Annotated in this window: 17 protein-coding genes, 6 tRNA genes and 1 pseudogene; 3 read left to right on the top strand and 21 right to left on the bottom strand. The window is 64.2% G+C overall.

Going from position 1 to position 20324, the window contains the following annotated elements; all coding sequences use genetic code 11:
- Positions 1-426 carry an organic hydroperoxide resistance protein gene (locus tag ABT392_RS07295; protein WP_334277360.1) on the top strand — a complete coding sequence of 142 codons (426 nt, stop codon included), beginning with the start codon at positions 1-3 and terminating at the stop codon, positions 424-426.
- A gap of 77 nt (positions 427-503) precedes the next feature.
- Here the strand turns inward: ABT392_RS07295 and ABT392_RS07290 are convergent, their stop codons facing one another.
- Entirely contained in the window at positions 504-1430 is a 927-nt protein-coding gene (locus ABT392_RS07290) for an asparaginase (protein ID WP_395386179.1), read from the bottom strand.
- Positions 1431-1548: 118 nt separating this feature from the next.
- Between ABT392_RS07290 and lexA the strand changes: the two are divergent.
- Together lexA and ABT392_RS07280 are read left to right on the top strand one after the other, a co-directional pair.
- Positions 1549-2228 (top strand): annotated as a pseudogene (gene lexA, locus ABT392_RS07285) (transcriptional repressor LexA).
- Between the two features lie 13 nt (positions 2229-2241).
- Positions 2242-2538 carry a helix-hairpin-helix domain-containing protein gene (locus tag ABT392_RS07280; RefSeq protein ID WP_334276894.1) on the top strand — a complete coding sequence of 99 codons (297 nt, stop codon included), beginning with the start codon at positions 2242-2244 and terminating at the stop codon, positions 2536-2538.
- 157 nt (positions 2539-2695) lie between these two features.
- Here the strand turns inward: ABT392_RS07280 and ABT392_RS07275 are convergent.
- The 20 genes from ABT392_RS07275 to leuB all read right to left on the bottom strand — a co-directional run bounded on the left by ABT392_RS07275 (position 2696) and on the right by leuB (position 20324).
- A tRNA-Asp gene (locus ABT392_RS07275) sits at positions 2696-2772 on the bottom strand.
- A 139-nt stretch (positions 2773-2911) separates the two neighbouring features.
- A tRNA-Glu gene (locus tag ABT392_RS07270) sits at positions 2912-2987 on the bottom strand.
- A gap of 43 nt (positions 2988-3030) precedes the next feature.
- A tRNA-Ala gene (locus ABT392_RS07265) sits at positions 3031-3106 on the bottom strand.
- A 101-nt stretch (positions 3107-3207) separates the two neighbouring features.
- Positions 3208-3284 (bottom strand) — tRNA-Asp (locus tag ABT392_RS07260).
- A 100-nt stretch (positions 3285-3384) separates the two neighbouring features.
- Positions 3385-3460 (bottom strand) — tRNA-Glu (locus ABT392_RS07255).
- 46 nt (positions 3461-3506) lie between these two features.
- Positions 3507-3582 (bottom strand) — tRNA-Ala (locus ABT392_RS07250).
- Positions 3583-3723: 141 nt separating this feature from the next.
- A complete protein-coding gene (gene gltX / locus ABT392_RS07245) occupies positions 3724-5127 on the bottom strand; it encodes a glutamate--tRNA ligase (RefSeq protein WP_395386180.1) in 1404 nt (467 codons plus the stop codon).
- Positions 5127-6365, bottom strand: a complete 1239-nt coding sequence (locus ABT392_RS07240; RefSeq protein WP_334276896.1) for an O-succinylhomoserine sulfhydrylase — start codon at positions 6363-6365, stop codon at positions 5127-5129. The genes gltX and ABT392_RS07240 overlap by 1 nt, the downstream gene beginning before the upstream one ends.
- A 5-nt stretch (positions 6366-6370) precedes the next feature.
- Positions 6371-7882 (bottom strand): amidophosphoribosyltransferase, encoded by a 1512-nt coding sequence (purF, locus tag ABT392_RS07235; RefSeq protein WP_395386181.1) that lies wholly within the window; start codon positions 7880-7882, stop codon positions 6371-6373.
- A 51-nt stretch (positions 7883-7933) separates the two neighbouring features.
- Positions 7934-8422, bottom strand: a complete 489-nt coding sequence (locus ABT392_RS07230; protein ID WP_334276898.1) for a CvpA family protein — start codon at positions 8420-8422, stop codon at positions 7934-7936.
- Positions 8423-8437: 15 nt separating this feature from the next.
- On the bottom strand, positions 8438-9232 hold the full coding sequence (locus ABT392_RS07225) for an SPOR domain-containing protein (protein ID WP_395386182.1): 795 nt from the start codon (positions 9230-9232) through the stop codon (positions 8438-8440).
- Between the two features lie 44 nt (positions 9233-9276).
- Positions 9277-10584 (bottom strand): bifunctional tetrahydrofolate synthase/dihydrofolate synthase, encoded by a 1308-nt coding sequence (gene folC, locus ABT392_RS07220; RefSeq protein ID WP_334276900.1) that lies wholly within the window; start codon positions 10582-10584, stop codon positions 9277-9279.
- A 72-nt stretch (positions 10585-10656) separates the two neighbouring features.
- A complete protein-coding gene (accD, locus tag ABT392_RS07215) occupies positions 10657-11529 on the bottom strand; it encodes an acetyl-CoA carboxylase, carboxyltransferase subunit beta (RefSeq protein WP_334276901.1) in 873 nt (290 codons plus the stop codon).
- A gap of 37 nt (positions 11530-11566) precedes the next feature.
- Positions 11567-12367 carry a tryptophan synthase subunit alpha gene (gene trpA / locus ABT392_RS07210; protein ID WP_395386183.1) on the bottom strand — a complete coding sequence of 267 codons (801 nt, stop codon included), beginning with the start codon at positions 12365-12367 and terminating at the stop codon, positions 11567-11569.
- Positions 12364-13608: a tryptophan synthase subunit beta gene (gene trpB, locus ABT392_RS07205; RefSeq protein WP_334276903.1), complete on the bottom strand. Its 1245-nt coding sequence runs from the start codon at positions 13606-13608 to the stop codon at positions 12364-12366. Before trpB ends, trpA begins: the two co-directional genes overlap by 4 nt.
- A 12-nt stretch (positions 13609-13620) precedes the next feature.
- Entirely contained in the window at positions 13621-14286 is a 666-nt protein-coding gene (locus tag ABT392_RS07200) for a phosphoribosylanthranilate isomerase (RefSeq protein ID WP_395386184.1), read from the bottom strand.
- Positions 14283-15071 (bottom strand): tRNA pseudouridine(38-40) synthase TruA, encoded by a 789-nt coding sequence (truA, locus tag ABT392_RS07195; protein ID WP_395386847.1) that lies wholly within the window; start codon positions 15069-15071, stop codon positions 14283-14285. The genes ABT392_RS07200 and truA overlap by 4 nt, the downstream gene beginning before the upstream one ends.
- 75 nt (positions 15072-15146) lie before the next feature.
- A complete protein-coding gene (locus ABT392_RS07190) occupies positions 15147-17765 on the bottom strand; it encodes a FimV/HubP family polar landmark protein (RefSeq protein WP_464970940.1) in 2619 nt (872 codons plus the stop codon).
- A 246-nt stretch (positions 17766-18011) separates the two neighbouring features.
- Complete coding sequence (gene asd / locus ABT392_RS07185; RefSeq protein ID WP_395386186.1) at positions 18012-19127, bottom strand: aspartate-semialdehyde dehydrogenase; 1116 nt, start codon at positions 19125-19127, stop codon at positions 18012-18014.
- 102 nt (positions 19128-19229) lie between these two features.
- Complete coding sequence (gene leuB / locus ABT392_RS07180; protein WP_395386848.1) at positions 19230-20324, bottom strand: 3-isopropylmalate dehydrogenase; 1095 nt, start codon at positions 20322-20324, stop codon at positions 19230-19232.

Genomic DNA, 20324 nt, shown 5'->3' with positions numbered 1-20324 from the left:
ATGGCACTCGACAAGGTCCTCTACACCGCACGCGCCACTTCGACCGGCGGCCGCGAAGGCAAGTCTGCATCCAGCGATGGCGCATTGAGCGTCGCGCTGTCCACGCCCAAGGAGCTCGGCGGCGCCGGCGGCCCGGGCACCAACCCGGAGCAGCTGTTTGCTGCCGGCTATTCGGCCTGCTTCATCGGCGCGATGAAGGCCGTTGCTGGCAAGATGAAGCTGGCACTGCCGGCCGACCTGTCGATCACTGCCGATGTCGGCATCGGCCCGATTCCCGCCGGCTTTGGCATTCAGGTCGCCATGGCAATCAGCCTGCCAGGCATGGAGCGCGCTCAGGCCGAAGCCCTGGTGGCTGCCGCCCACCAGGTCTGCCCTTACTCGAACGCCACGCGCGGCAATATCGACGTGGCACTGACCGTCGTCTGAGACAACTGCACTGAGGCACGTGAACCCGCCGCCGGCGGTTCTCGCTGAACCCCGCCGCGGCGGGGTTTCTTGGTTTCTCAGGCCAGCAACTGCAGCAGCAGCTCGACCCGCGCCTTGACCGGGCTCAGCGCTCCCGCGCTGGGCAGAGCGCCGCCAATGACTGGGCCGGCGTCGCAGCGTGTGCTTCGCAGCACCCGCACGCCCTGAGCCTGGGCGCGCACCAAAGCAGCCGTCAGGCGCTCCGACAAGGTGCCGTTGCCTGTTCCGGCCACAACAATGCCTTGCACGCCTTGCGACAGCATCGCGTCGACCACGCGGCCATCTGCTCCAGCGTGGTTCTGGATCACCTCGACCCAGGGCCAGGCATCCGCATCTATTTTGATGCGCGCAAGGCCAAGCGCATCTGCTTGCACAGGCGGCGCGCCAAGCCAGCGCAGCCTGCCCTCCTCCACCACACCCAATGGCCCGCCCTCGACAGACGCGAAGGCCTCGACCGCATAGCTATGCACCTTGCGCAGACGATCAGCGCCGTGAACCTTGCCGCTCATCACCGCCAGCACGCCGGATTTCGCTTGCGACGCCACCACCACTGCATCGAGCAGGTTCTGCGGGCCATCCGGCGCCAATGCTGTTGAAGGCCGCATGGCAGCCGTGAAGACGACCGGTTTGCCCGGCGCCAGCACACGCTGCAGGAAGAACGCACTTTCCTCGAGAGTGTCAGTGCCATGCGTGATGACGACTGCAGCCACCTCCGGACGTGCGAGATGCCTGTCCACGATCTGCGCCAGGCGTTGCCAGGTAGCGAAATCCATGTCCTTGCTGTCCAGCTGCGCGACCTGCTCCGTCTCGAGCTCATAGGCAGCCAAGGGCGGCGCCGCAGCCACCAGCTGCTCGATCGACACCTGCCCGGCCACGTAGCCGACGTTGTCGGCCGCATCAGCAGCCTTGCCAGCAATGGTGCCGCCGGTACCCAGAATGACGATGCGCTCAGGTTTGTTTTGCAATTTGGAAATTCCTGGATGAAAATACAGCCACTGGATAAATACTCAGCCGCCGGCTGATCCTGCGCTCTGGCTTGCAGTTCATTCGACAAGCCTGGCGCAACAACACAAAGAGGATCTTGTGGACGACAGCCCGAAACTCACTGCCCGCCAACAGCAAATCCTCGACCTGGTGCGCGAGTCCATCGCGAAGACAGGCTCCCCCCCACCCGTGCCGAAATCGCCAACGAGCTCGGCTACCGCTCGGCCAATGCGGCCGAGGAGCACCTGCAAGCACTGGCCCGCAAGGGCGTAATCGAACTGGTGGGCGGCACCTCGCGAGGTATCCGCCTGAAGTCTGACACATTGCGCGCGTTACACGAGGCAAGAGAAGCTCGCGAGCGCCAGTTTTCACTGCCCATGCCGGGCATCGCGCAATTGAGCCTGCCCCTGGTGGGCCGTGTGGCGGCCGGCAGCCCGATCCTCGCGCAAGAGCATATCGAGCAGCATTACAGCGTGGAGCCCTCGCTCTTCGCCCGCAAGCCGGACTACCTGCTGCGAGTCAAGGGCATGAGCATGCGCGACATCGGCATCGTCGATGGCGACCTGCTGGCCGTGCAACGCGCCAGCGAGGCCAGGAACGGTCAGATCGTGGTGGCCAGGCTTGGAGATGAAGTCACGGTCAAGCGCTTCAAGCGCGGCCGCGCTGGCATCGAGCTACTGCCAGAGAACCCGGATTTCGAACCCATCATCGTCAGCAATGACGATGAGAGCTTTGCCCTGGAGGGTCTCGCCGTCGGGCTGATCCGTTCGCAATTCTGAACGGGGCCGCTTGATGACGCAGTCGACCAAGGCTCAGCATCGTGACGAGTGCGAGGAGCTGGAGCAGATTCCAAACATCGGTCCGGCCGCTGCGGCCGATTTGAGGCTGCTGGGTATCAAGAAGCCGCGTGAACTGCGCGGCCGCGACGCCTTCGTTCTTTATCAGCAGCTTTGCGCAGTAACCGAACAGCGTCATGACCCCTGCGTGCTCGATACCTTCATGGCGGCCGTTGATTTCATGGGCGGCGCTGCTGCCAGCCCGTGGTGGCATTACACGGCGCAACGCAAGGCACTTTACGGAACTATCTAATCAGCATTGAATCAGGCGCTCGCTGAGTATTGACCAGGCCCTACCGGGAACAAGTTCAATCTAATGGGCCAGCTGGAATTTTGACGAGCATGGCGAGTCCGACAACTGCGCCAAAGAAAAAGCCCCGGCTGCTTTCGCAACCAGGGCTTTTGAATGTTGGCGGAGTGGACGGGGCTCGAACCCGCGACCCCCGGCGTGACAGGCCGGTATTCTAACCAACTGAACTACCACTCCATTCGGGGATATATTTCAATCACCGGGTAATTTAAGCCGAATTCAATTTCTTGAATCCAACCAAGCTCACCAAACTCGCCCGTCTTGCGACGGGATTGTCAAAATCTCCCATCATGCGACGGGATTACCCAGATAAATCTGGCGTCCCCTAGGGGATTCGAACCCCTGTAGCCACCGTGAAAGGGTGGTGTCCTAGGCCTCTAGACGAAGGGGACAAAACTTCTGCACCTGAACGCGCGCCACTCAAGCCTTGAAACTTGGTGGAGGTAAGCGGGATCGAACCGCTGACCTCTTGCATGCCATGCAAGCGCTCTCCCAGCTGAGCTATACCCCCTTTTGAATTTCTTCAATCAGGGCGCGCTGTTCAAGCGTGTCACTAACTATACCATCAAAATACAAGCGGCCAACTGAATGGCCGCTGATATTAGCAAACCTTGGCGGAGTGGACGGGGCTCGAACCCGCGACCCCCGGCGTGACAGGCCGGTATTCTAACCAACTGAACTACCACTCCGCGTGGGGTAATTTTGAACAACCTCTTCAAACTCGCGTTCAAAAAGACTGCCAAGTATTACCAAACTTGCCCGTCTTGCGACGGATTGACCAGATAAATCTGGCGTCCCCTAGGGGATTCGAACCCCTGTAGCCACCGTGAAAGGGTGGTGTCCTAGGCCTCTAGACGAAGGGGACAAATCCTTCTGTCACTTGAACTGCGCGCCACTCAAGCTTTGAAACTTGGTGGAGGTAAGCGGGATCGAACCGCTGACCTCTTGCATGCCATGCAAGCGCTCTCCCAGCTGAGCTATACCCCCGTTTTCACGGCCGACTGCGCACTTTCGTGTTCAGCCTTGGTTACTTTGATTCTCAAGCTACCGCGAGTATCTAAACTCAGCCGCCGCTTGCAATTCAATGTATCGCGCTGTTCAAGCAAGACCAAGAGTATAGACCGTTTTTTAGGCCCCACGCAAGCGTTCGATGACTTTTTCTTTGCTGAACAGTTCGAGCACGGCATCGAGCGATGGCGTTTGCGCGCGGCCACACACCAGCACCCGCACCGGAATCGCGAGTTGCGGCATCTTCAGGGCATGGGCACCAATGACCTCCTTGATCGCTGCCTGGATGGTAGCCTTGTGCCACTCGATGCCGGCGAACTTGTCGGCCAGCGCGGTCAAGGCCGGCTTGACCGTGTCGGTTACGTGAGCGGTCAACTCTTCCGCTGACGGCGTCACCGCAGCAAAGTACATGCTCAACCAGTCGGCGAGCGCGACCGTGGTCGCGCAACGATCCTTGAACAGAGCACACATCGGCTGCAGCTGCGCCGCTTCGGCCTGAATGCCGCGCTTGGCCAGTTGAGCCGAGACCAACGATGCCAGGCGAGCTTCGTCGATCTGCTTGATGTACTGGCCGTTGACCCACTCCAACTTGGCCGGATCCCATTGCGACGGGCTCTTGGACAAGTGCGTGCCGTCGAACCAGCTGACCATTTGTTCGCTGGAGAACAGCTCGTCGTCGCCATGACTCCAGCCCAGGCGCGAGAGGTAGTTGAGCATCGCCTCGGGCAGGTAGCCGTCGTCTTCATAGGCCGTCACGCTGACCGCACCGCGGCGCTTCGAGAGCTTCTGGCCATCGTCGCCCAGGATGATGGGCAGATGGCCGAATACTGGCAGCTTGGCGCCCAACGCATGGAAGATGTTGATCTGCCAGGGCGTGTTGTTGATGTGCTCGTCACCACGGAAGACATGGGTGATCGACATATCCCAGTCGTCCACGACCACCGCGAAGTTGTAGGTCGGCACGCCATCCGGGCGAACGATGATCAGGTCGTCGATCTCGCGGTTGTTGATCGTGATCGGACCCTTGACCAGATCGTTCCAGGTCACGTCGCCATCCACGGGATTCTTGAAGCGCACGACCGGCTGCACACCTTCAGGTACGGCGGGCAACTCCTTGCCTGCCTCGGGGCGCCAGGTGCCGTCGTAGCGCCGCTTCTCGCCGCGTGCATCTTGCGCCGCCTTCATCGATTCGAGCTGCTCGGGAGTGCAGTAGCAGCGGTAGGCCTTGCCCTCGGCGATCAGCTGATCGACCACCGCCTGATAGCGCTCCAGACGCTGCATCTGATAGATCGGGCCTTCGTCGTACTCAAGGCCCAGCCACTTCATCGAGGCAAGGATCTGCTCGACCGAATCCTGCGTCGAGCGGGCCACATCGGTGTCTTCGATGCGCAGCACGAACTGGCCACCGTGGTGGCGGGCGTAGGCCCAGGAATACAGCGCAGTGCGCGCGGTACCCAGGTGCAGGAAGCCGGTGGGCGAAGGCGCAATGCGGGTGCGCACGGTGGTGGAAGCTTGTTGGCTCATCAGTTCTTCAACAATGTGGAAAGGCCGCGCAGCAGATCGTCGGTGATGTCGTCGACATGCTCGAGGCCGACGGACAGGCGGATCAAGCCCTGGCTGATGCCGGCTGCGCGACGTTGCTCTTCGCTCAGGCGGCCATGCGAGGTCGTGGCCGGATGCGTGATGATGGACTTGGTATCGCCCAGGTTCGTCGCGATGCTCAGGACGCGAGTGCTGTCGATGACGTGGAAGGCCGCGGCGCGCGCAGCCTCGGGTGTTGCACCGTGCAGTTCAAAGGACAAGACGGCACCGCCCTGCCCCGATTGCTGACGCATGGCCAGCTCGTGCTGAGGATGCGACGCGAGTGATGGGTAGTGGACGCGGGCAACTTCCGGGCGCGCTTCCAGCCAGCTCGCCACAGCCAGTGCCTGCTCGCTTTGTGCCCGCATGCGCAGGCTCAGTGTCTCGAGGCCCTTCAGCACGACCCAGGCATTGAAAGGCGACAACACCATGCCGGCCGTGCGGACCACCGGGCCGAACACGTCCTTGATGATGCGGCTCGGGCCGCACAGCGCGCCCGCCATCACGCGACCCTGGCCATCCATGTACTTGGTGGCCGAATGCATGATCAGGTCGGCACCGAACTCGGTGGGCCGTTGCAGGCAAGGCGTTGAATAGGTGTTGTCCACCACCAGCAGCGCACCCGCGGCATGAGCGATGTCGGCCAGCGCGCCGATATCGCAGACCTCGGTCAGGGGATTGGTGGGTGTCTCGGCGAAGAAGAGCTTGGTCGTCGGCTTGATTGCGTCGCGCCATTCCTGAAGATCGGTCTGCGAGACGAAAGTCGTCTCGACTCCGAACTTGCCGAACTCCTTGGCAAACAGGTTGATGGTCGAGCCGAACACCGAGCGCGAGCAGACCACATGGTCGCCGGCCTTCAAGAGGCCCATGCAGAGCAGCAGGATGGCGCCCATGCCGCTGGCCGTGGCAACCGCTGCTTCCGTGCCTTCCATCGCGGCCAGGCGCGCTTCAAGGCTGCGCACCGTCGGGTTGCTGGTGCGCGAGTAGGTGAAGTCTTCGGACGCGGCAAAACGCTCGGCCGAGGTCTGCGCATCCGGCTGCACGTAGGCACTCGTCAGGAACAGCGCTTCGGAGTTTTCGCCATGCTGGCTGGGGGCCAGCGCCGTGCGCACGGCCAGAGTTTCCGGGCGCAGGCCTTCGGGCAACTTGGCGCGGGCGATTCGGCGTTCTTCGTCACTCATGCCCATCAGCCTTCCGCTCGACTCTGCAACGCCAGGCGGCTGCGCGCGGAGTCCTCATCCTCGTCGCCTTGCGACTTGCGCTGCGCCTGGATGGTGGCGAAGTCCTCCACCGACACGTCACCGGTCACGTACTGGCCATCGAAGCAGGAGGCCTCGAAGCCGTTGAGACCCGGGCGCAGCGCAGCCACCACGCGCTTCATGGCATCCACGTCCTGATAGATCAGGGCATCGGCACCGATGTAGGCACGAATCTCTTCGATGGTGCGGTTGTGGGCGATCAGCTCTTCGCTGGTGGGCATGTCGATGCCGTAGACATTCGGGTAGCGCACCGGCGGTGCGGCCGAAGCCAGGTAGACCTTGCGGGCGCCGGCTTCGCGCGCCATCTGCACGATTTCCTTGGACGTGGTGCCGCGCACGATGGAGTCGTCCACCAGCAGCACATTGCGGCCCTTGAACTCCAGGCCGATGGCGTTCAGCTTCTGGCGCACCGACTTTTTGCGCGCGCCCTGCCCCGGCATGATGAAAGTACGGCCAACATAGCGGTTCTTCACAAAGCCTTCCCGATAGGGCTTGCCGATGCGGTGGGCCAATTGCATGGCCGAGGGACGGCTCGATTCAGGAATCGGGATCACCACGTCGATGTCGCTGGGCGGCATGGTCGAGATCAGGCGCTGGGCCAGGGTCTCGCCCATGTTCAGGCGGGCCTGGTAGACCGAGATGCCGTCCATCACCGAGTCCGGACGGGCCAGGTAGACGAACTCGAACATGCAGGGATTCAGCGTCGGGTTGTCATTGCATTGCTGCGTATGCACCCTGCCGGCCGTGTCGATGAACAAGGCCTCGCCGGGCGCCACGTCGCGAACTAGCTTGTGGCCCGTGCCCTCGAGCGCCACGCTTTCGCTGGCCACCATGAACTCGCCGTCTTCAGCCTGGCCGAAGCACAGAGGCCGGATGCCGAAGGGGTCGCGGAAGGCCAGGAGGCCATGGCCGGCAATCAGGGCGATCACGGCATAGGAGCCCTTGATGCGCTTCTGTACCGCGCGCACGGCTTCGAAGATCGAGTCCGGCGTCAGAGGCAGGTCGCGCGCCACGCGCTCGATCTCATGCGCCAGCACATTGATCAGGACCTCGGTGTCGCTTTCGGTGTTGATGTGGCGGCGGTCATTCTGGAACAGCTCATCCTTCAGCGCATGGGCGTTCGTGAGATTGCCGTTGTGCACCAGCACCAGGCCGAACGGCGCATTGACGTAGAAGGGCTGCGCCTCCTCTTCGTTGTAGGCATTGCCGGCCGTCGGGTAGCGCACCTGGCCCAGGCCCACCGTGCCGGGCAAGGCACGCATGTTGCGGGTGCGGAACACGTCGCGCACCATGCCGCGCGCCTTGTGCATGAAGCACTTGTTGCCCTGCATCGTGACGATGCCGGCGGCGTCCTGGCCACGATGCTGCAAGAGCAGCAAGGCGTCGTAGATCAGCTGATTGACCGGCTGCTTGGAGAGCACACCAACGATGCCGCACATGATTGAAGTCCTTGTTCCTGGATAGCTTGCAGGCCCGCGCGCTCGTGACGCTCAGGCCGGGATGAATTTGACGAGTTGCTCCGGCAATACCGGCTTGATGCCCTGCAGAAGCGCCAGCAGGGGCGGCGCCAGCACAGAATCCTGCCAGGATGGTGTCTCGCGCACCGGCGTGAGGCCAACCAGCAGCACGGCCAGCAAGGCGAACAGAACGCCCCGCAGCACACCGAACCCGGCACCGCCGACCCGGTCGATCAGGCTCAGCGGTGTGGCATGGATCAGCATGCGCACCAGCTTGGCGCCAAGGCTCCAGACCAGCAGCACGATCAGAAAGGCGATGACGAAGCCGGCCACCTGCAGCGTTGCCGGGCTCATGCGCTCTTCGGGCAGCCACTGCACGACGAAGGGCGACACATAGGGTGCAGCGAAGTAGGCGACGAACCAGCCGACGATGGACAGGATCTCGAACACGAGGCCGCGCCACAGCCCCACCGCGACCGAAATGGCCAAGAGGCCGATGAGGATCCAGTCGAGCGTGCTCATGCGGTGCTTACAGACTCAAAGCGTCAACACGACCACCGACAGGCCGGCGCTGCGAACCTTGGCAGCGACCTTGTCAGCCTCGGCACGATCACCGTAGGGGCCGACACGAACGCGGATGCGCTTGCCGTCCGCAGTTTCAACCGCCTGGGTATAGGTCTTCAGGCCGAGCTTCTCGACCTTCATGCGAGCCTCTTGCGCCGCCTTGGCCTCGCCATAGGCGCCGACCTGGACGATGAAGCGCCCAGGCGCAGCCTCACTCGCCTTGGGTGCTGGCTTGCCATCAAGCAGCGCCTGGATGCGCGCGGATTCACGGCCTGCCTTGTCTGCGGCTGCCTTGTCGGCAGCCTTGTGATCGGCATGTTTCTCTGCGGCTTTCTCCGCCGCCTTCTCGACGAGCTTCACGGCTGGCCTGTCCGCCGGCTTTTCAACGGCCTTGGCAGGCGGCGGACTGTCTTCAACCACGGGCTGCGCTTCGGCGGGCACGGTTGACTGCGGCTCGGCCACCGCTGACGGTGTCAGCGCGTGCGTGGGCGCCGTAGCGACGAGTTGCGAAGCTGGCGCAGCCGGAATCTGCAGCGGCAAGGCAGATTCCTTGCGCGGAATGTCGATCGGCAGGTCCACGGGAATGGGCCGCGGCTGGGTTTCAAACACCAGCGGGAAGCCAATCACGCCGATCAGCACCAGCACCGCGGCACCGATCAGGCGGCGTCGGGCGCGCAGACGAAGTTGCTGCACCGCATCGGCCGAATCCGCCACCGGCTTGGCCGCCGGCTTGTCCGTACCGCGCTTGAAGAAAGACATCAAACCCATGGTCTTGGAGAGGTTCCGGTGGAATGGCTGGATCGGGAGGGCAATCAGGTCGGCAGGTGCTTGGCCGACTGCAGCCGCGGCACTCCGTTCTTGAGCACACCGCCGACGGTGTAGAAGGAGCCGAAGACCAGAATTCTATCAGCGGGGTCCGCCTCGGCCGCCGCGGCGGCCAGGGCTGAAAGCGGGTCGGCGTGCCTGTGAATTGCCGGCTGACCCGGCGTCTTCAAACGCCCAGCCAGGCGCAGTGCTTCAAAACTCTCTGCCAGGGCGTCAGCCTTGGCAGCCCGGGGGATCGCAAGGTCGCAGAAATGCCAGTCGTCGACCAGGTGGGCAATGCGCTCGAAGATCTGCGCCAGGTCCTTGTCGGCCATGGCACCGAACACCGCGTGGGTGCGCGGGAAGAAGCCCATCTGATCGAGGTTCTGGGCCAGCGCCGACACCGCGTGCGGGTTGTGCGCCACGTCCAGCACCAGGGCCGGCTGGCCCGGCACGACCTGGAAACGACCCGGCAACTCGACCATCGACAGCCCGGTGCGAACCGCCTGCGCGCTGATCGGCAGTTGCTGGTACAGCGCCTCGAAGGCCGCCAGCACGCCCGAGGCATTGAGCAGTTGGTTCACGCCGCGCAGCGAGGGGTAGGCCATGCCGGAGAAGCGCTTCTCGCGGCCCACCCATTGCCATTGCTGGCGGTCGCCGTTGAATGAAAAATCGCGGCCCAGTTGGCGCAGGTCGGCGCCGATCTCGGCGGCACGCGCAGCCAGCGAGGCAGGCGGCATGGGGTCGCTCACCACCACCGGCTTGCCCGATCGCATGATGCCGGCCTTCTCGCGGCCCACCGACTCGCGGTCCGGTCCCAGGTATTCGGTGTGATCCAGATCGATGCTGGTGATGATGCTGCAGTCGGCATCGATGCAGTTGACGGCATCCAGGCGCCCACCCAGTCCCACTTCGAGGATGACCAGGTCCAGCGGCTCCTGGCTCAGGCGCCGCATGATGGCCAGCGTGGTGAATTCGAAATAGCTCAGCGACACCTCGCCGCGCGCCTTCTCCACCGCCTCGAAATGCGGCAACAGCGAATCAGCCTCTACTGGCGCGCCACCCACGCGGCAGCGCTCCTGGAAATGCACCAGGTGCGGCTTGATATAGAGCCCGACGCGAAAGCCCGCCTGCAGGGCGATGGACTCCAGCATCGCGCAGGTCGAGCCCTTGCCATTGGTGCCCGCCACCATGATGACCGGTGCCTCGAAGCGCAAGCCCAGGGCATCGCGCACGCGCGCAACGCGCTCCAGCGTCATGTCGATCTGCTTTGGATGGAGTCGCTCGCAGTGGGCCAGCCAGTCGTCGAGGTTCATAGAATTCGATTCGCAAAAGAAGACGGCCAGGCTTGAGGGCCTGGCCGCCAGTGTCACAAGAGCTTTTCAGGTTCAGGCGACAGCGTCGGCGCTCTGGCGCTGCAGCATGGCCAGTTGGCGGGCGATGGTCTCGCGCAACTGGCGGCGGTCGACGATCATGTCGACGGCACCCTTCTCCATCAGGAACTCGGCACGCTGAAAGCCCGGCGGCAGCTTTTCGCGCACGGTGTTCTCGATCACGCGCGGGCCGGCAAAGCCGATCAGGGCCTTGGGCTCGGCGATCACCACGTCACCCACAAAGGCGAAGGAGGCGGACACGCCGCCCATGGTCGGATCGGTCAGCACGCTGATATAGGGCAACTTGGCCTTGGCCAGCTTGGTCAGGGCCGCGTTGGTCTTGGCCATCTGCATCAGCGAGAGCAGGCCCTCCTGCATGCGAGCACCGCCGGTGGCGGTGTAGCAGATGAAGGGCGTCTTCTGCTCGATGGCGGTTTCGACACCGCGCACGAAGCGCTCGCCGACCACAGAACCCATGGAACCGCCCATGAAGTCGAACTCGAAGCAGGCCACAACCACCGGCACGCTCATCACGGCGCCACCAATCACCACGAGCGCGTCGGTCTCGCCGGTGTTTTCCAGCGCTTCCTTGAGGCGGTCGGGATATTTCTTGCTGTCCTTGAACTTCAAGGCGTCGGTCGGCAGCACCTCCTGACCGATCTCGTAGCGGCCTTCGCCGTCGAGGAAGGCGTCCAGGCGGGCACGCGCGCCGATGCGATGGTGGTGCGAGCACTTGGGGCAGACGTTGACGTTCTGCTCCAGGTCGGTCTTGTAGAGCACCGTTTCGCAGGACGGGCATTTGATCCAGAGACCTTCGGGCACCGTGCGGCGCTCGGCGGGGTCGGTTTGCTGGATCTTGGGTGGCAGCAGTTTCTCAAGCCAACTCATGATGCGCGTGCTCCTTCTGTCTTGTTGGGGCCGGCGCCTAGATTTTGTCCAGGGCCGCGCGGATTTCAGCCATGAAGGCTGCCGCAGTGGAGGCCACATTATCGCGTGGCTGGACCTCCAGCAGCTGAACCAGGCGTGAACCGATGACGACGGCGTCCGAAACCGCCCCCACCGCCTGCGCCGTGGCCGCGTCGCGGATGCCGAAACCGACGCCCACCGGCACGCTGACATGCTTGCGAATCCGGGGGATGACTTCGGCCACGGCAGCCGTGTCCAGGTGCCCGGCACCGGTCACGCCCTTGAGCGAGACGTAGTAGACGTAGCCGCTGGCAATCTTGCCGATCCGCTCCATGCGCTCCTCACTGCTGGTCGGAGCCAGCAGGAAGATCGGATCGAGCGCCTGCGTGCGCAAGGCGGCTGCGAAGGCCTCGGCCTCTTCCGGCGGATAGTCGACGATCAGCACGCCATCGACTCCGGCCGCCTTGGCGTCCGCCACAAAACGCTGGAGGCCGTAGCGCTCCACCGGATTGGCATAACCCATCAGCACCACCGGCGTATTGCGATCCGTGCTGCGGAAGCTGCGCACGAATTCAAGCACCTTGGCCAGGCCGATGCCGTGCTTCAGGGCGCGTTCGCCGGCCTTCTGGATCACCGGGCCGTCGGCCATCGGGTCAGAAAACGGCACGCCCAGCTCGATCACGTCGGCGCCGCCTTGGGCGAGCGCATGCATGATCTCGACCGTCGCATCGGGGTACGGGTCGCCAGCGGTGATGAAAGGGATCAGGGCCTTGCGGCCTTCCGACTTCAGGCGGGCGAAGGCATTGGCAATGCGGCTCATGCTGCACCTCCCTTCACCGTGTGGCCGGCCTGCGAGGGCTGGTCATAGACCTTGGCGCCCGAGAGATCGGCGACCGTGCCGATGTCCTTGTCGCCCCGGCCGGAAAGGTTCACCAGCAGATGCTGATCCGGCCTCATCGTCGGCGCCAGTTTGATTGCATAGGCCACCGCATGGCTGGACTCCAGTGCCGGGATGATGCCTTCGGTGCGGCACAGGCGGTGAAAGGCGGCGAGCGCCTCCTGGTCCGTCACGCCGACGTACTCGGCCCGGCCGATGTCCTTGAGATACGAGTGTTCGGGGCCAACGCCGGGGTAATCCAGGCCGGCCGAGATCGAATGGGTCTCGATGATCTGACCGTCGGCGTCCTGCAGGAGATAGGTGCGGTTGCCATGCAAGACACCCGGGCTACCGGCCGAGAGCGTGGCGGCATGCTTGCCGCTTTCAATGCCCTGCCCTGCAGCCTCGACACCGATCAGGCGCACCTCCTTGTGATCGATATAGGGGTAGAAGATGCCGATGGCATTCGAACCGCCACCGACACAGGCGATCACGGCATCGGGCTGGCGGCCCGTCATGGCCGGCATCTGCGTCAGGCATTCGTCACCGATGATGCGCTGGAAGTCGCGCACCATCATTGGATAAGGGTGCGGGCCGGCAACGGTACCGATGATGTAGAAGGTCGACTCGATATTGGTAACCCAGTCGCGCATGGCTTCGTTCAGCGCGTCCTTCAGGGTCTTGGAGCCCGACTCCACCGGCACCACGGTCGCGCCCAGCAGCTTCATGCGATAGACATTGGGCGACTGACGCTTGACGTCCTCGCTGCCCATGTAGACCACGCATTCCATGCCGTAGCGGGCGCAGATCGTGGCCGTGGCCACGCCGTGCTGGCCGGCGCCGGTCTCGGCGATCACGCGCTTCTTGCCCATGCGCTTGGCGAGCAAGGCCTGACCGATGGTGTTGTTGACCTTGTGAGCGCCCGTGTGGTTCAGGTCTTCGCGCTTGAGGAAAATCTGCGCGCCACCCAGTTCACGGCTCAGCCGGTCGGCGTGATAGATGGGGCTGGGGCGGCCGACGAAGTGGGCGAGTTCCTTGTTGAACTCGGCGATGAACTCGGGGTCCTTGCTGTAGTGGGCATAGGCCGCGTTCAGCTCGTCCAGCGCATGGATCAGGGTTTCAGCGACAAAGCGGCCGCCAAATTGACCGAAATGCCCGCGGGCATCGGGTTGGTCGTAGGACATGGATTTCCTTCTTCAGAGACTCGGTGCAGAAACAGCTCCGGCAATCTGCGCATCCGCCTGGCGGACCGCATCGCAGAACTGGCGCATCAGCGCGGCGCTCTTGAGGCCCTTGGCCTCCTCCACGCCGGAGCTGACGTCAACGGCCCAGGGCCGGACCCGAAGAATCCCTTCGATCACATTTCCGGCATGCAACCCACCAGACAAAACGACTGGACGGGGCACGTTTGTTGGAAGCAGTGACCAATCGAAAACCTTTCCACCACCGCCATAGCCCTCGACGTGGGCGTCGACGAGCAGGCCTGATGCCTCTGAAAATTGATGGGCGAAGTCTAGCAAATCAAAGCCCGGCTCCATCCGCGCGGCGCGCAGGAAGGGCCGCCCCGGCGCGCGGCAGTCGGCCGGTGTCTCGTCGCCATGGAACTGCACAAGCATGTTCGGCAAGGCCGCCAGGCCTTGCGCCAGCAGCGCGGGCGAGGCATTGACGAACAGACCGACAGGCGTCACAAACGGTGGGAGCCTGCGCGCCAGCTCGGCCGCGCGGGCCGGGCTCACGTAGCGCGGGCTCCTCTCGTAGAAGACAAAACCGATGGCGTCGGCCCCAGCCTCGACCGCCAGGTCCACATCGGCCTCGCGGGTCAGGCCGCAGATCTTGATTCGGGTGCTTGCGTGATGCTTCATGCGCCAGGCAGCCAGTCGAGGGCTGCTACATGCTCGGGGAGGTTCAGGTGGGCATCGTAGTACGGCCCGACGAAGTAGAGCCCGTCAGGGGCAAAGGTCGGCGCGGCCACCCTTCGGTCTTTTGCAGCCAGGACCTCTGAAATCCACTCCACGCTGCGCGTGCCTGTGCCCACGGCGATCAGGCAGCCCATCAGGTTGCGAACCATGTGATGCAGGAAAGCCGTGGCGTCGAACTCGAAGCGCCAATAGGCACCCTGCTTCTTGATGTGGATGGAGCGCAGCTGCTTGATCGGTGACTTGGCCTGGCATTCGGCCGAGCGAAATGATGAGAAATCGTGTTCGCCCACCAGCAAGGCCGCCGCGGCACGCATCGCATCGCCATCCAGGGGCCGGAAAACCCAGCCGCAGGAACCGCTTTCGATGGCCGGCCTGACGACCGATTCGCGCAGGAGATAGGCATAGCGCCGACCCCGCGCATCGAAGCGAGCATGGAAATCGGCACCCGGGAACTCGCACCACTGGATCGCGATGTCAGCAGGCAGGTAGCGGTTGCTGCCGCGTATCCACGAGAACGGATCGCGCTCGACCTCGGCGTCGAAGTGAACGACCTGGTTCAATCCGTGCACGCCGGCATCGGTGCGGCCAGCGCAGATCGTGCGCACCGGATGCGCTGCGAACTGGGTCAGTGCCGTTTCCAGCGCGTCTTGCACCGTGCCGCCGCCACTCTGGCTTTGCCAACCCTTGTAGGGCTCGCCGCGGTAGCTCACGCCCAGCGCCACTCGTATCGTCATATTGGCTCTGCAAAAAGAAAAGGCGCCCGGCCGGGGCCGAGCGCCTTCGGGATCATGCCCGAGTATCGGTCAGCGCAGCTCGTCGAGCATGGCCTGAGCCTTGGCTTTCAGGACGCCGGTCGCCTTGCCGACCAGTTCCTGCAGCACGTCGCGGGCGCCTTCGGTATCGCCGATCTGGCGGAACTCGTCGGCCAGCTCCAACTGGCGCTGCAGCGGATCGCCGTCATCTTCGCCCAGCGAGGCGGCGTCGCTGATATCGGGCAGCGACAGGCCTTCGATGGCCTCGCCCGCCGGCACCGGCGCGGCAGCGGGTGCTGCTGGCAGGTTCAGATCGATCGAGGACAGGTCGAAGTCCAGCGACGAAGCCTGCTCGGCCGCGGCCGGCTGGGCGGTGTCCAGCTGATCGAGGTCGAACTCCAGCTCGTTGTCTTCTGCTGGCGCAGGCGCTGCCTTCGCAGGTGCCTTCGACAGGTCGAAGTCCATTTCCATCGGCGCCTGCTCGACCGAGATGGCCATGGCTTGCGTGGCTTGCATCGAGCTGGTGGACGGTTCATCGCCGCCGCCCAGGTCCAGATCGAGGTCCAGATCCAGGTCGCCCATGCCGCTGGCCGGGCCGGGGTCGCTTGCGTGGTCCAGCATCGGCTCGGTGGCCATGCCCGGCGCCGACACGGTCTGCGGCAGCGTGCTGGCATCCATGGGCTCGGGACGGCCGCCCATGCTGGAGCTCAGCAACTGGGCGGGCGCTCCACCGGGCTGGTAGAGCGGATTGTCAGGGTCGATCTGGCGGCCGAGCTCCTGCGCCTTGTCCCAATCTTCACCCTGGCCCTGTGTCTCGGCATAGAGATGCACGGCCAATTGCTCGAAGCCCTTGATGTCGCGGCGCTTGGCGTAGACCTCCAGCAGCTTCAGCCGGATGGCCATGCGTTCCGGATTGGCGCGCAAGGCTTCCTTGAGGATTTCCTCGGCCTGCAGGTCGCGGCCATACGCCAGATAGACATCGGCCTCGGCCACCGGATCCACATCACCGATGGCGTCAAGCTGGCTGAGCGAGTAGCTCATCGACGACTGGCCGGTGGTCGACTGATCTCGGGTGTCCACGCGTTGGCCGCCGGCCGACCCGAAGAAGGAATCGGGCTGCAGGCGGCTTTCATGGAAGCCGGTGTCAGGCTTCGAATTCTTGCCGGCATTGCGAGCACGCAAGCGGTAGAGACCGAAGCCACCCAGGAGCGCGACCAGGATTGCCGCGCCGGTCACGACCAGCGGGCTGTCCAGCAGGCCATCGATCAGGCTCGGCTCGCCAGCACTGGTGATGGTCTTGGGCTTGGAAGCGGCTGGTGGTGCGCTTGGCGGCGGTGCAGCCAAAGGCGGCGCGCTCGGCGGCGGTGCGGCCAAAGGCGGCGCACTTGGCGGCGGGGCTGCCAACGGGGGCGCGCTCGGCGGCGGCGCAGCCAGCTTGGCGCCGAGTGGCGGGGAGCTTGGCGGCGGTGCCGACAGCGGTGGCGCACTCGGCGGCGGTGCGGCCGGTTGCGGCGCTGGCTTGGCCGCGCTGGAGAGCTTCTTCAGCTCTTCCACATTGCGAGTCAATTCGGCCACGCGGGCGGCCGCATCCTTCTTCTCGGTGTCCTTGGAGGCCTTGCCGGCCTGCGAAGCGGCAACGCTGGATTTGCTCAGTGTCAGCTTGTCTGGCGTTGCGGAGACCGCTGGCTTGCGGTCTTCAACGGCGGCCTGCACCTGGCCCTTGGCCTGGCGCGGGCTCTCGTCCTGCTTCATCAGCGGCGCGGCACCCGCCAGGCGCTGGCGATAGCTCTCGAAGTCTGCGCTTTGCGCCACGATGATCTGGCGCGCCTCGCCGGGCGTGACGCTGCTCAGTTCGTCGCTGGCCGGCACTTGCAGCACCGAGCCGGACTTCAGCCGGTTCATATTGCCTTCGATGAAGGCTTGCGGGTTGGAGCGGAACAGGCCGACCAGCATCTGGTCCAGCGATACACCGGGCGCCTGCGTCTTGGCAGCGACGCGAGACAGCGTGTCGCCCGCCTTGACCTGGTACTGGCTGGCATCGCGCGGCGGCACCGGGGCGGCCGGCGGCGGTGCCGCAGGCTCGGGACGAGCGCGCGGCGCTGGCGCCGGCACGGCAGGACGCTGCGGCGCTGCGGCCACGGCGGGAGCTGGCGTGGCCGCAGCGCTGGGCAAGGGGGTTGGATCAGCCGGGGCTGGTGCGATCACCGGCGATGTGGCAACCATCGGCGGCGCGGCCTGACGCGAAGGCGTGGCCGGCGGATCGAACAGCAAGGTGTACTCGCGTACCAGGCGGCCGCCGGTCCAGGTGATCTCGAGGATCACATCGACGAAGGGCTCCTGGACCGCGCGGTCACTCTGGATGCGGAAATATGGGCGGCCATCGGCGCGGCGCGCCAGCTGGACCTGCGTGTTGCTCAACACCGAGTTGAACTCGACGCCACTGCTGCGATAGACGTCGGCCGGCGCGATGCGCACCTTCAGGGAGCCGGCTTCTTCCGCACTGAGGCTGGCCACGTCGATTTCGGCCCGCAGCGTTTCGCCGAGCGAAGACTGCACCGACAAACGGCCCAGACCCAGACCCCAGGAGGCCGTGGTGGTGAGCGTTGCAATCGCCGCCACCGCGACATGAGACAGGGCGAAGCGCCCCAAAGCGCTGGATGGTTTTTTCAAGGCGTCCCCCAAAACGACAAGGCGGGGCCAACATGGGTCCCGCCTGTTCTTGCAATGATGGTCTCGTTGTCGGCTGTCTGCACGATGCCCTCAGTGACCCAACGGTCCGAAAACACAACAGCGGCAAGCATATACGCTGCACCCCTCATGCAAAGCGTGAATACGCCCCATGTCAGCGCTCTGATTTACCCCCTGTCACCGCTTGTAGCTTCAGGGCAACGGGGGGCGGGGGATCAGCTAGGGGAATTACTGAGCCAACAGGATGCGCAGCATGCGACGCAGCGGCTCCGCCGCTCCCCACAGCAGTTGGTCGCCGATGGTGAAGGCGCCCAGGTACTCGGGGCCCATGGCCAGCTTGCGCACACGGCCAACCGGAATCGTCATCGTGCCGGTCACGGCCACGGGGGTCAGGTCTTTCAGCGTGGCTTCGCGGGTGTTGGGCACGAACTTCACCCATTCGTTGTCGGCGGCGATCATGGCCTCGATGTCGGCTAGCGGCACGTCCTTCTTCAGCTTGAAGGTCAGGGCCTGGCTGTGGCAGCGCATCGCGCCCACGCGGACGCAGAAGCCGTCGACAGGAATATTGGCGCTGCCGAGGATCTTGTTGGTCTCGGCCATGCCCTTCCACTCTTCCTTGGATTGACCGTTGCCCAGGTCCTTGTCGATCCAGGGGATCAGCGAGCCCCCCAGCGGCACACCAAAGTGGGCCGTTTCCGCCTCGGACAGCGAACGCTGCTTGGCGATGACCTTGCGGTCGATCTCGAGGATGGCGCTCTTGGGATCGTCCAGCAGAGCGCGCACTTCGGCATTCAGCGTGCCGTACTGGGTGAGCAGTTCGCGCATGTGCTGGGCGCCGCCGCCAGACGCGGCCTGGTAGGTCTGCGTGCTCATCCACTCGACGAGGCCGGCCTTGTAGAGCGCGCCCACGCCCATCAGCATGCAGGAGACCGTGCAGTTGCCGCCGACCCAGTTCTTGCCGCCCTTGGCGAGCGCGTCCTTGATGACGGGCATGTTGACTGGGTCCAGCACGATCACGGCGTCGTCGGCCATGCGCAGCGTGGAGGCGGCGTCGATCCAGTGGCCGTTCCAGCCCGCGGCGCGCAGCTTGGGGAAGACTTCGCTGGTGTAGTCGCCACCTTGGGCAGTGATGATGATCTCGCAGCGCTTGAGCTGCTCGATATCGAAGGCGTTCTGCAGCTGTGTTTCGTTCTTGGCGAACGCTGGGGCAGCGCCGCCAGCGTTCGAAGTGCTGAAGAACAGCGGCTCGATCAAATCGAAATCGCGCTCGGCCGCCATGCGGTCCATCAGCACCGAGCCGACCATGCCGCGCCAGCCCACCAGTCCAACCAATGTCGTCGTCATCTCGTATTCCTCAATCGCTCTACAAACAAAACAAACCCTCGGGTTTCTTCTTCCCCGGCTCGCTTCGCCGGGTTTGTAGGGGCGAGACGAACCGGAGCTGAACTAGCCCTTAATGGTTTTGGTCATCGTGGTGATTGCCGCAACCACGGCATCACCCATCTCGCGCGTACCCACCTTCTGGGTGCCCTCGCTCCAAATGTCGGCGGTGCGCAGACCTTGGGACAGCACCGATTGAACGGCCGACTCGATACGAGCGGCAGCTTCGGGCTGGTTGAGGGAGAACTTGAGCATCATGGCAGCGGAAAGGATTGTAGCCAGTGGGTTTGCAACACCCTTACCAGCGATGTCCGGCGCGCTGCCATGGCTGGGCTCGTAAAGGCCCTTGTTGTTCTTGTCGAGCGAGGCCGAGGGCAGCATGCCGATGGAACCGGTCAGCATCGCCGCTTCGTCCGAGAGGATGTCGCCGAACATATTGCCGGTCACCACCACGTCGAACTTCTTCGGCGCCTTGACCAACTGCATGGCCGCGTTGTCCACATACATGTGGTCCAGCTCGACGTCTGGGTACTGAGCGTGGACCTCGGTGACCACATCCTTCCAGAACTGGAAAGTCTCCAGCACATTGGCCTTGTCAACGCTGGTCACGCGCTTGTTGCGCTTGCGCGCGGCCTGGAAAGCCACATGGGCGATGCGCTCGATCTCGGGGCGCGAGTAGCGCATGGTGTCGAAGGCTTCCTCAGCTCCGGGGAAGTGGCCATCGACCGCCGTGCGGCGGCCGCGTGGCTGGCCGAAGTAGATGTCACCGGTCAGCTCGCGGATGATCAGGATGTCCAGCCCCGCCACCAGCTCCGGCTTCAGGCTCGATGCATGCGTGAGCTGCTCGTAGCAGATGGCCGGACGGAAATTGGCGAACAGGCCCAGGTGCTTGCGCAGGCCAAGAATCGCCTGCTCGGGGCGCAACGGGCGGTCCAGCTTGTCGTACTTCCAGTCGCCCACGGCGCCGAACAGCACGGCATCGGCCGCCCTGGCCAGGTTCAGCGTGGCGTCCGGCAGCGGATGGCCGGACGCTTCGTAGGCCGCGCCGCCGACCGGCGCGAACTCCAGCTCCATCGGCAGGTCGAGGACCTTCAGGACCTTGACCGCCTCATTGATGATTTCGGTGCCGATGCCATCGCCCGGCAGGACTGCGATCTTCAT

The organism is Paucibacter sp. JuS9 (assembly GCF_044043925.2).
GTDB lineage: Bacteria > Pseudomonadota > Gammaproteobacteria > Burkholderiales > Burkholderiaceae_C > JAUASW01.
The sequence above is the reverse complement of the archived record's forward strand: the minus strand, read 5'-3'. Positions and strand labels throughout refer to the sequence as shown.

Coding starts and splice junctions, on each gene's coding strand:
- gltX (WP_395386180.1), bottom strand. CDS start 5,127: ATGAGCCAACAAGCTTCCACCACCGTGCGCACCCGCATTGCGCCTTCG.
- ABT392_RS07225 (WP_395386182.1), bottom strand. CDS start 9,232: ATGGGTTTGATGTCTTTCTTCAAGCGCGGTACGGACAAGCCGGCGGCC.
- ABT392_RS07280 (WP_334276894.1), top strand. CDS start 2,242: ATGACGCAGTCGACCAAGGCTCAGCATCGTGACGAGTGCGAGGAGCTG.
- accD (WP_334276901.1), bottom strand. CDS start 11,529: ATGAGTTGGCTTGAGAAACTGCTGCCACCCAAGATCCAGCAAACCGAC.
- leuB (WP_395386848.1), bottom strand. CDS start 20,324: ATGAAGATCGCAGTCCTGCCGGGCGATGGCATCGGCACCGAAATCATC.
- ABT392_RS07240 (WP_334276896.1), bottom strand. CDS start 6,365: ATGAGTGACGAAGAACGCCGAATCGCCCGCGCCAAGTTGCCCGAAGGC.
- asd (WP_395386186.1), bottom strand. CDS start 19,127: ATGACGACGACATTGGTTGGACTGGTGGGCTGGCGCGGCATGGTCGGC.
- ABT392_RS07200 (WP_395386184.1), bottom strand. CDS start 14,286: ATGAAGCATCACGCAAGCACCCGAATCAAGATCTGCGGCCTGACCCGC.
- trpA (WP_395386183.1), bottom strand. CDS start 12,367: ATGAGCCGCATTGCCAATGCCTTCGCCCGCCTGAAGTCGGAAGGCCGC.
- trpB (WP_334276903.1), bottom strand. CDS start 13,608: ATGTCCTACGACCAACCCGATGCCCGCGGGCATTTCGGTCAATTTGGC.
- purF (WP_395386181.1), bottom strand. CDS start 7,882: ATGTGCGGCATCGTTGGTGTGCTCTCCAAGCAGCCGGTCAATCAGCTG.
- folC (WP_334276900.1), bottom strand. CDS start 10,584: ATGAACCTCGACGACTGGCTGGCCCACTGCGAGCGACTCCATCCAAAG.
- ABT392_RS07230 (WP_334276898.1), bottom strand. CDS start 8,422: ATGAGCACGCTCGACTGGATCCTCATCGGCCTCTTGGCCATTTCGGTC.
- ABT392_RS07295 (WP_334277360.1), top strand. CDS start 1: ATGGCACTCGACAAGGTCCTCTACACCGCACGCGCCACTTCGACCGGC.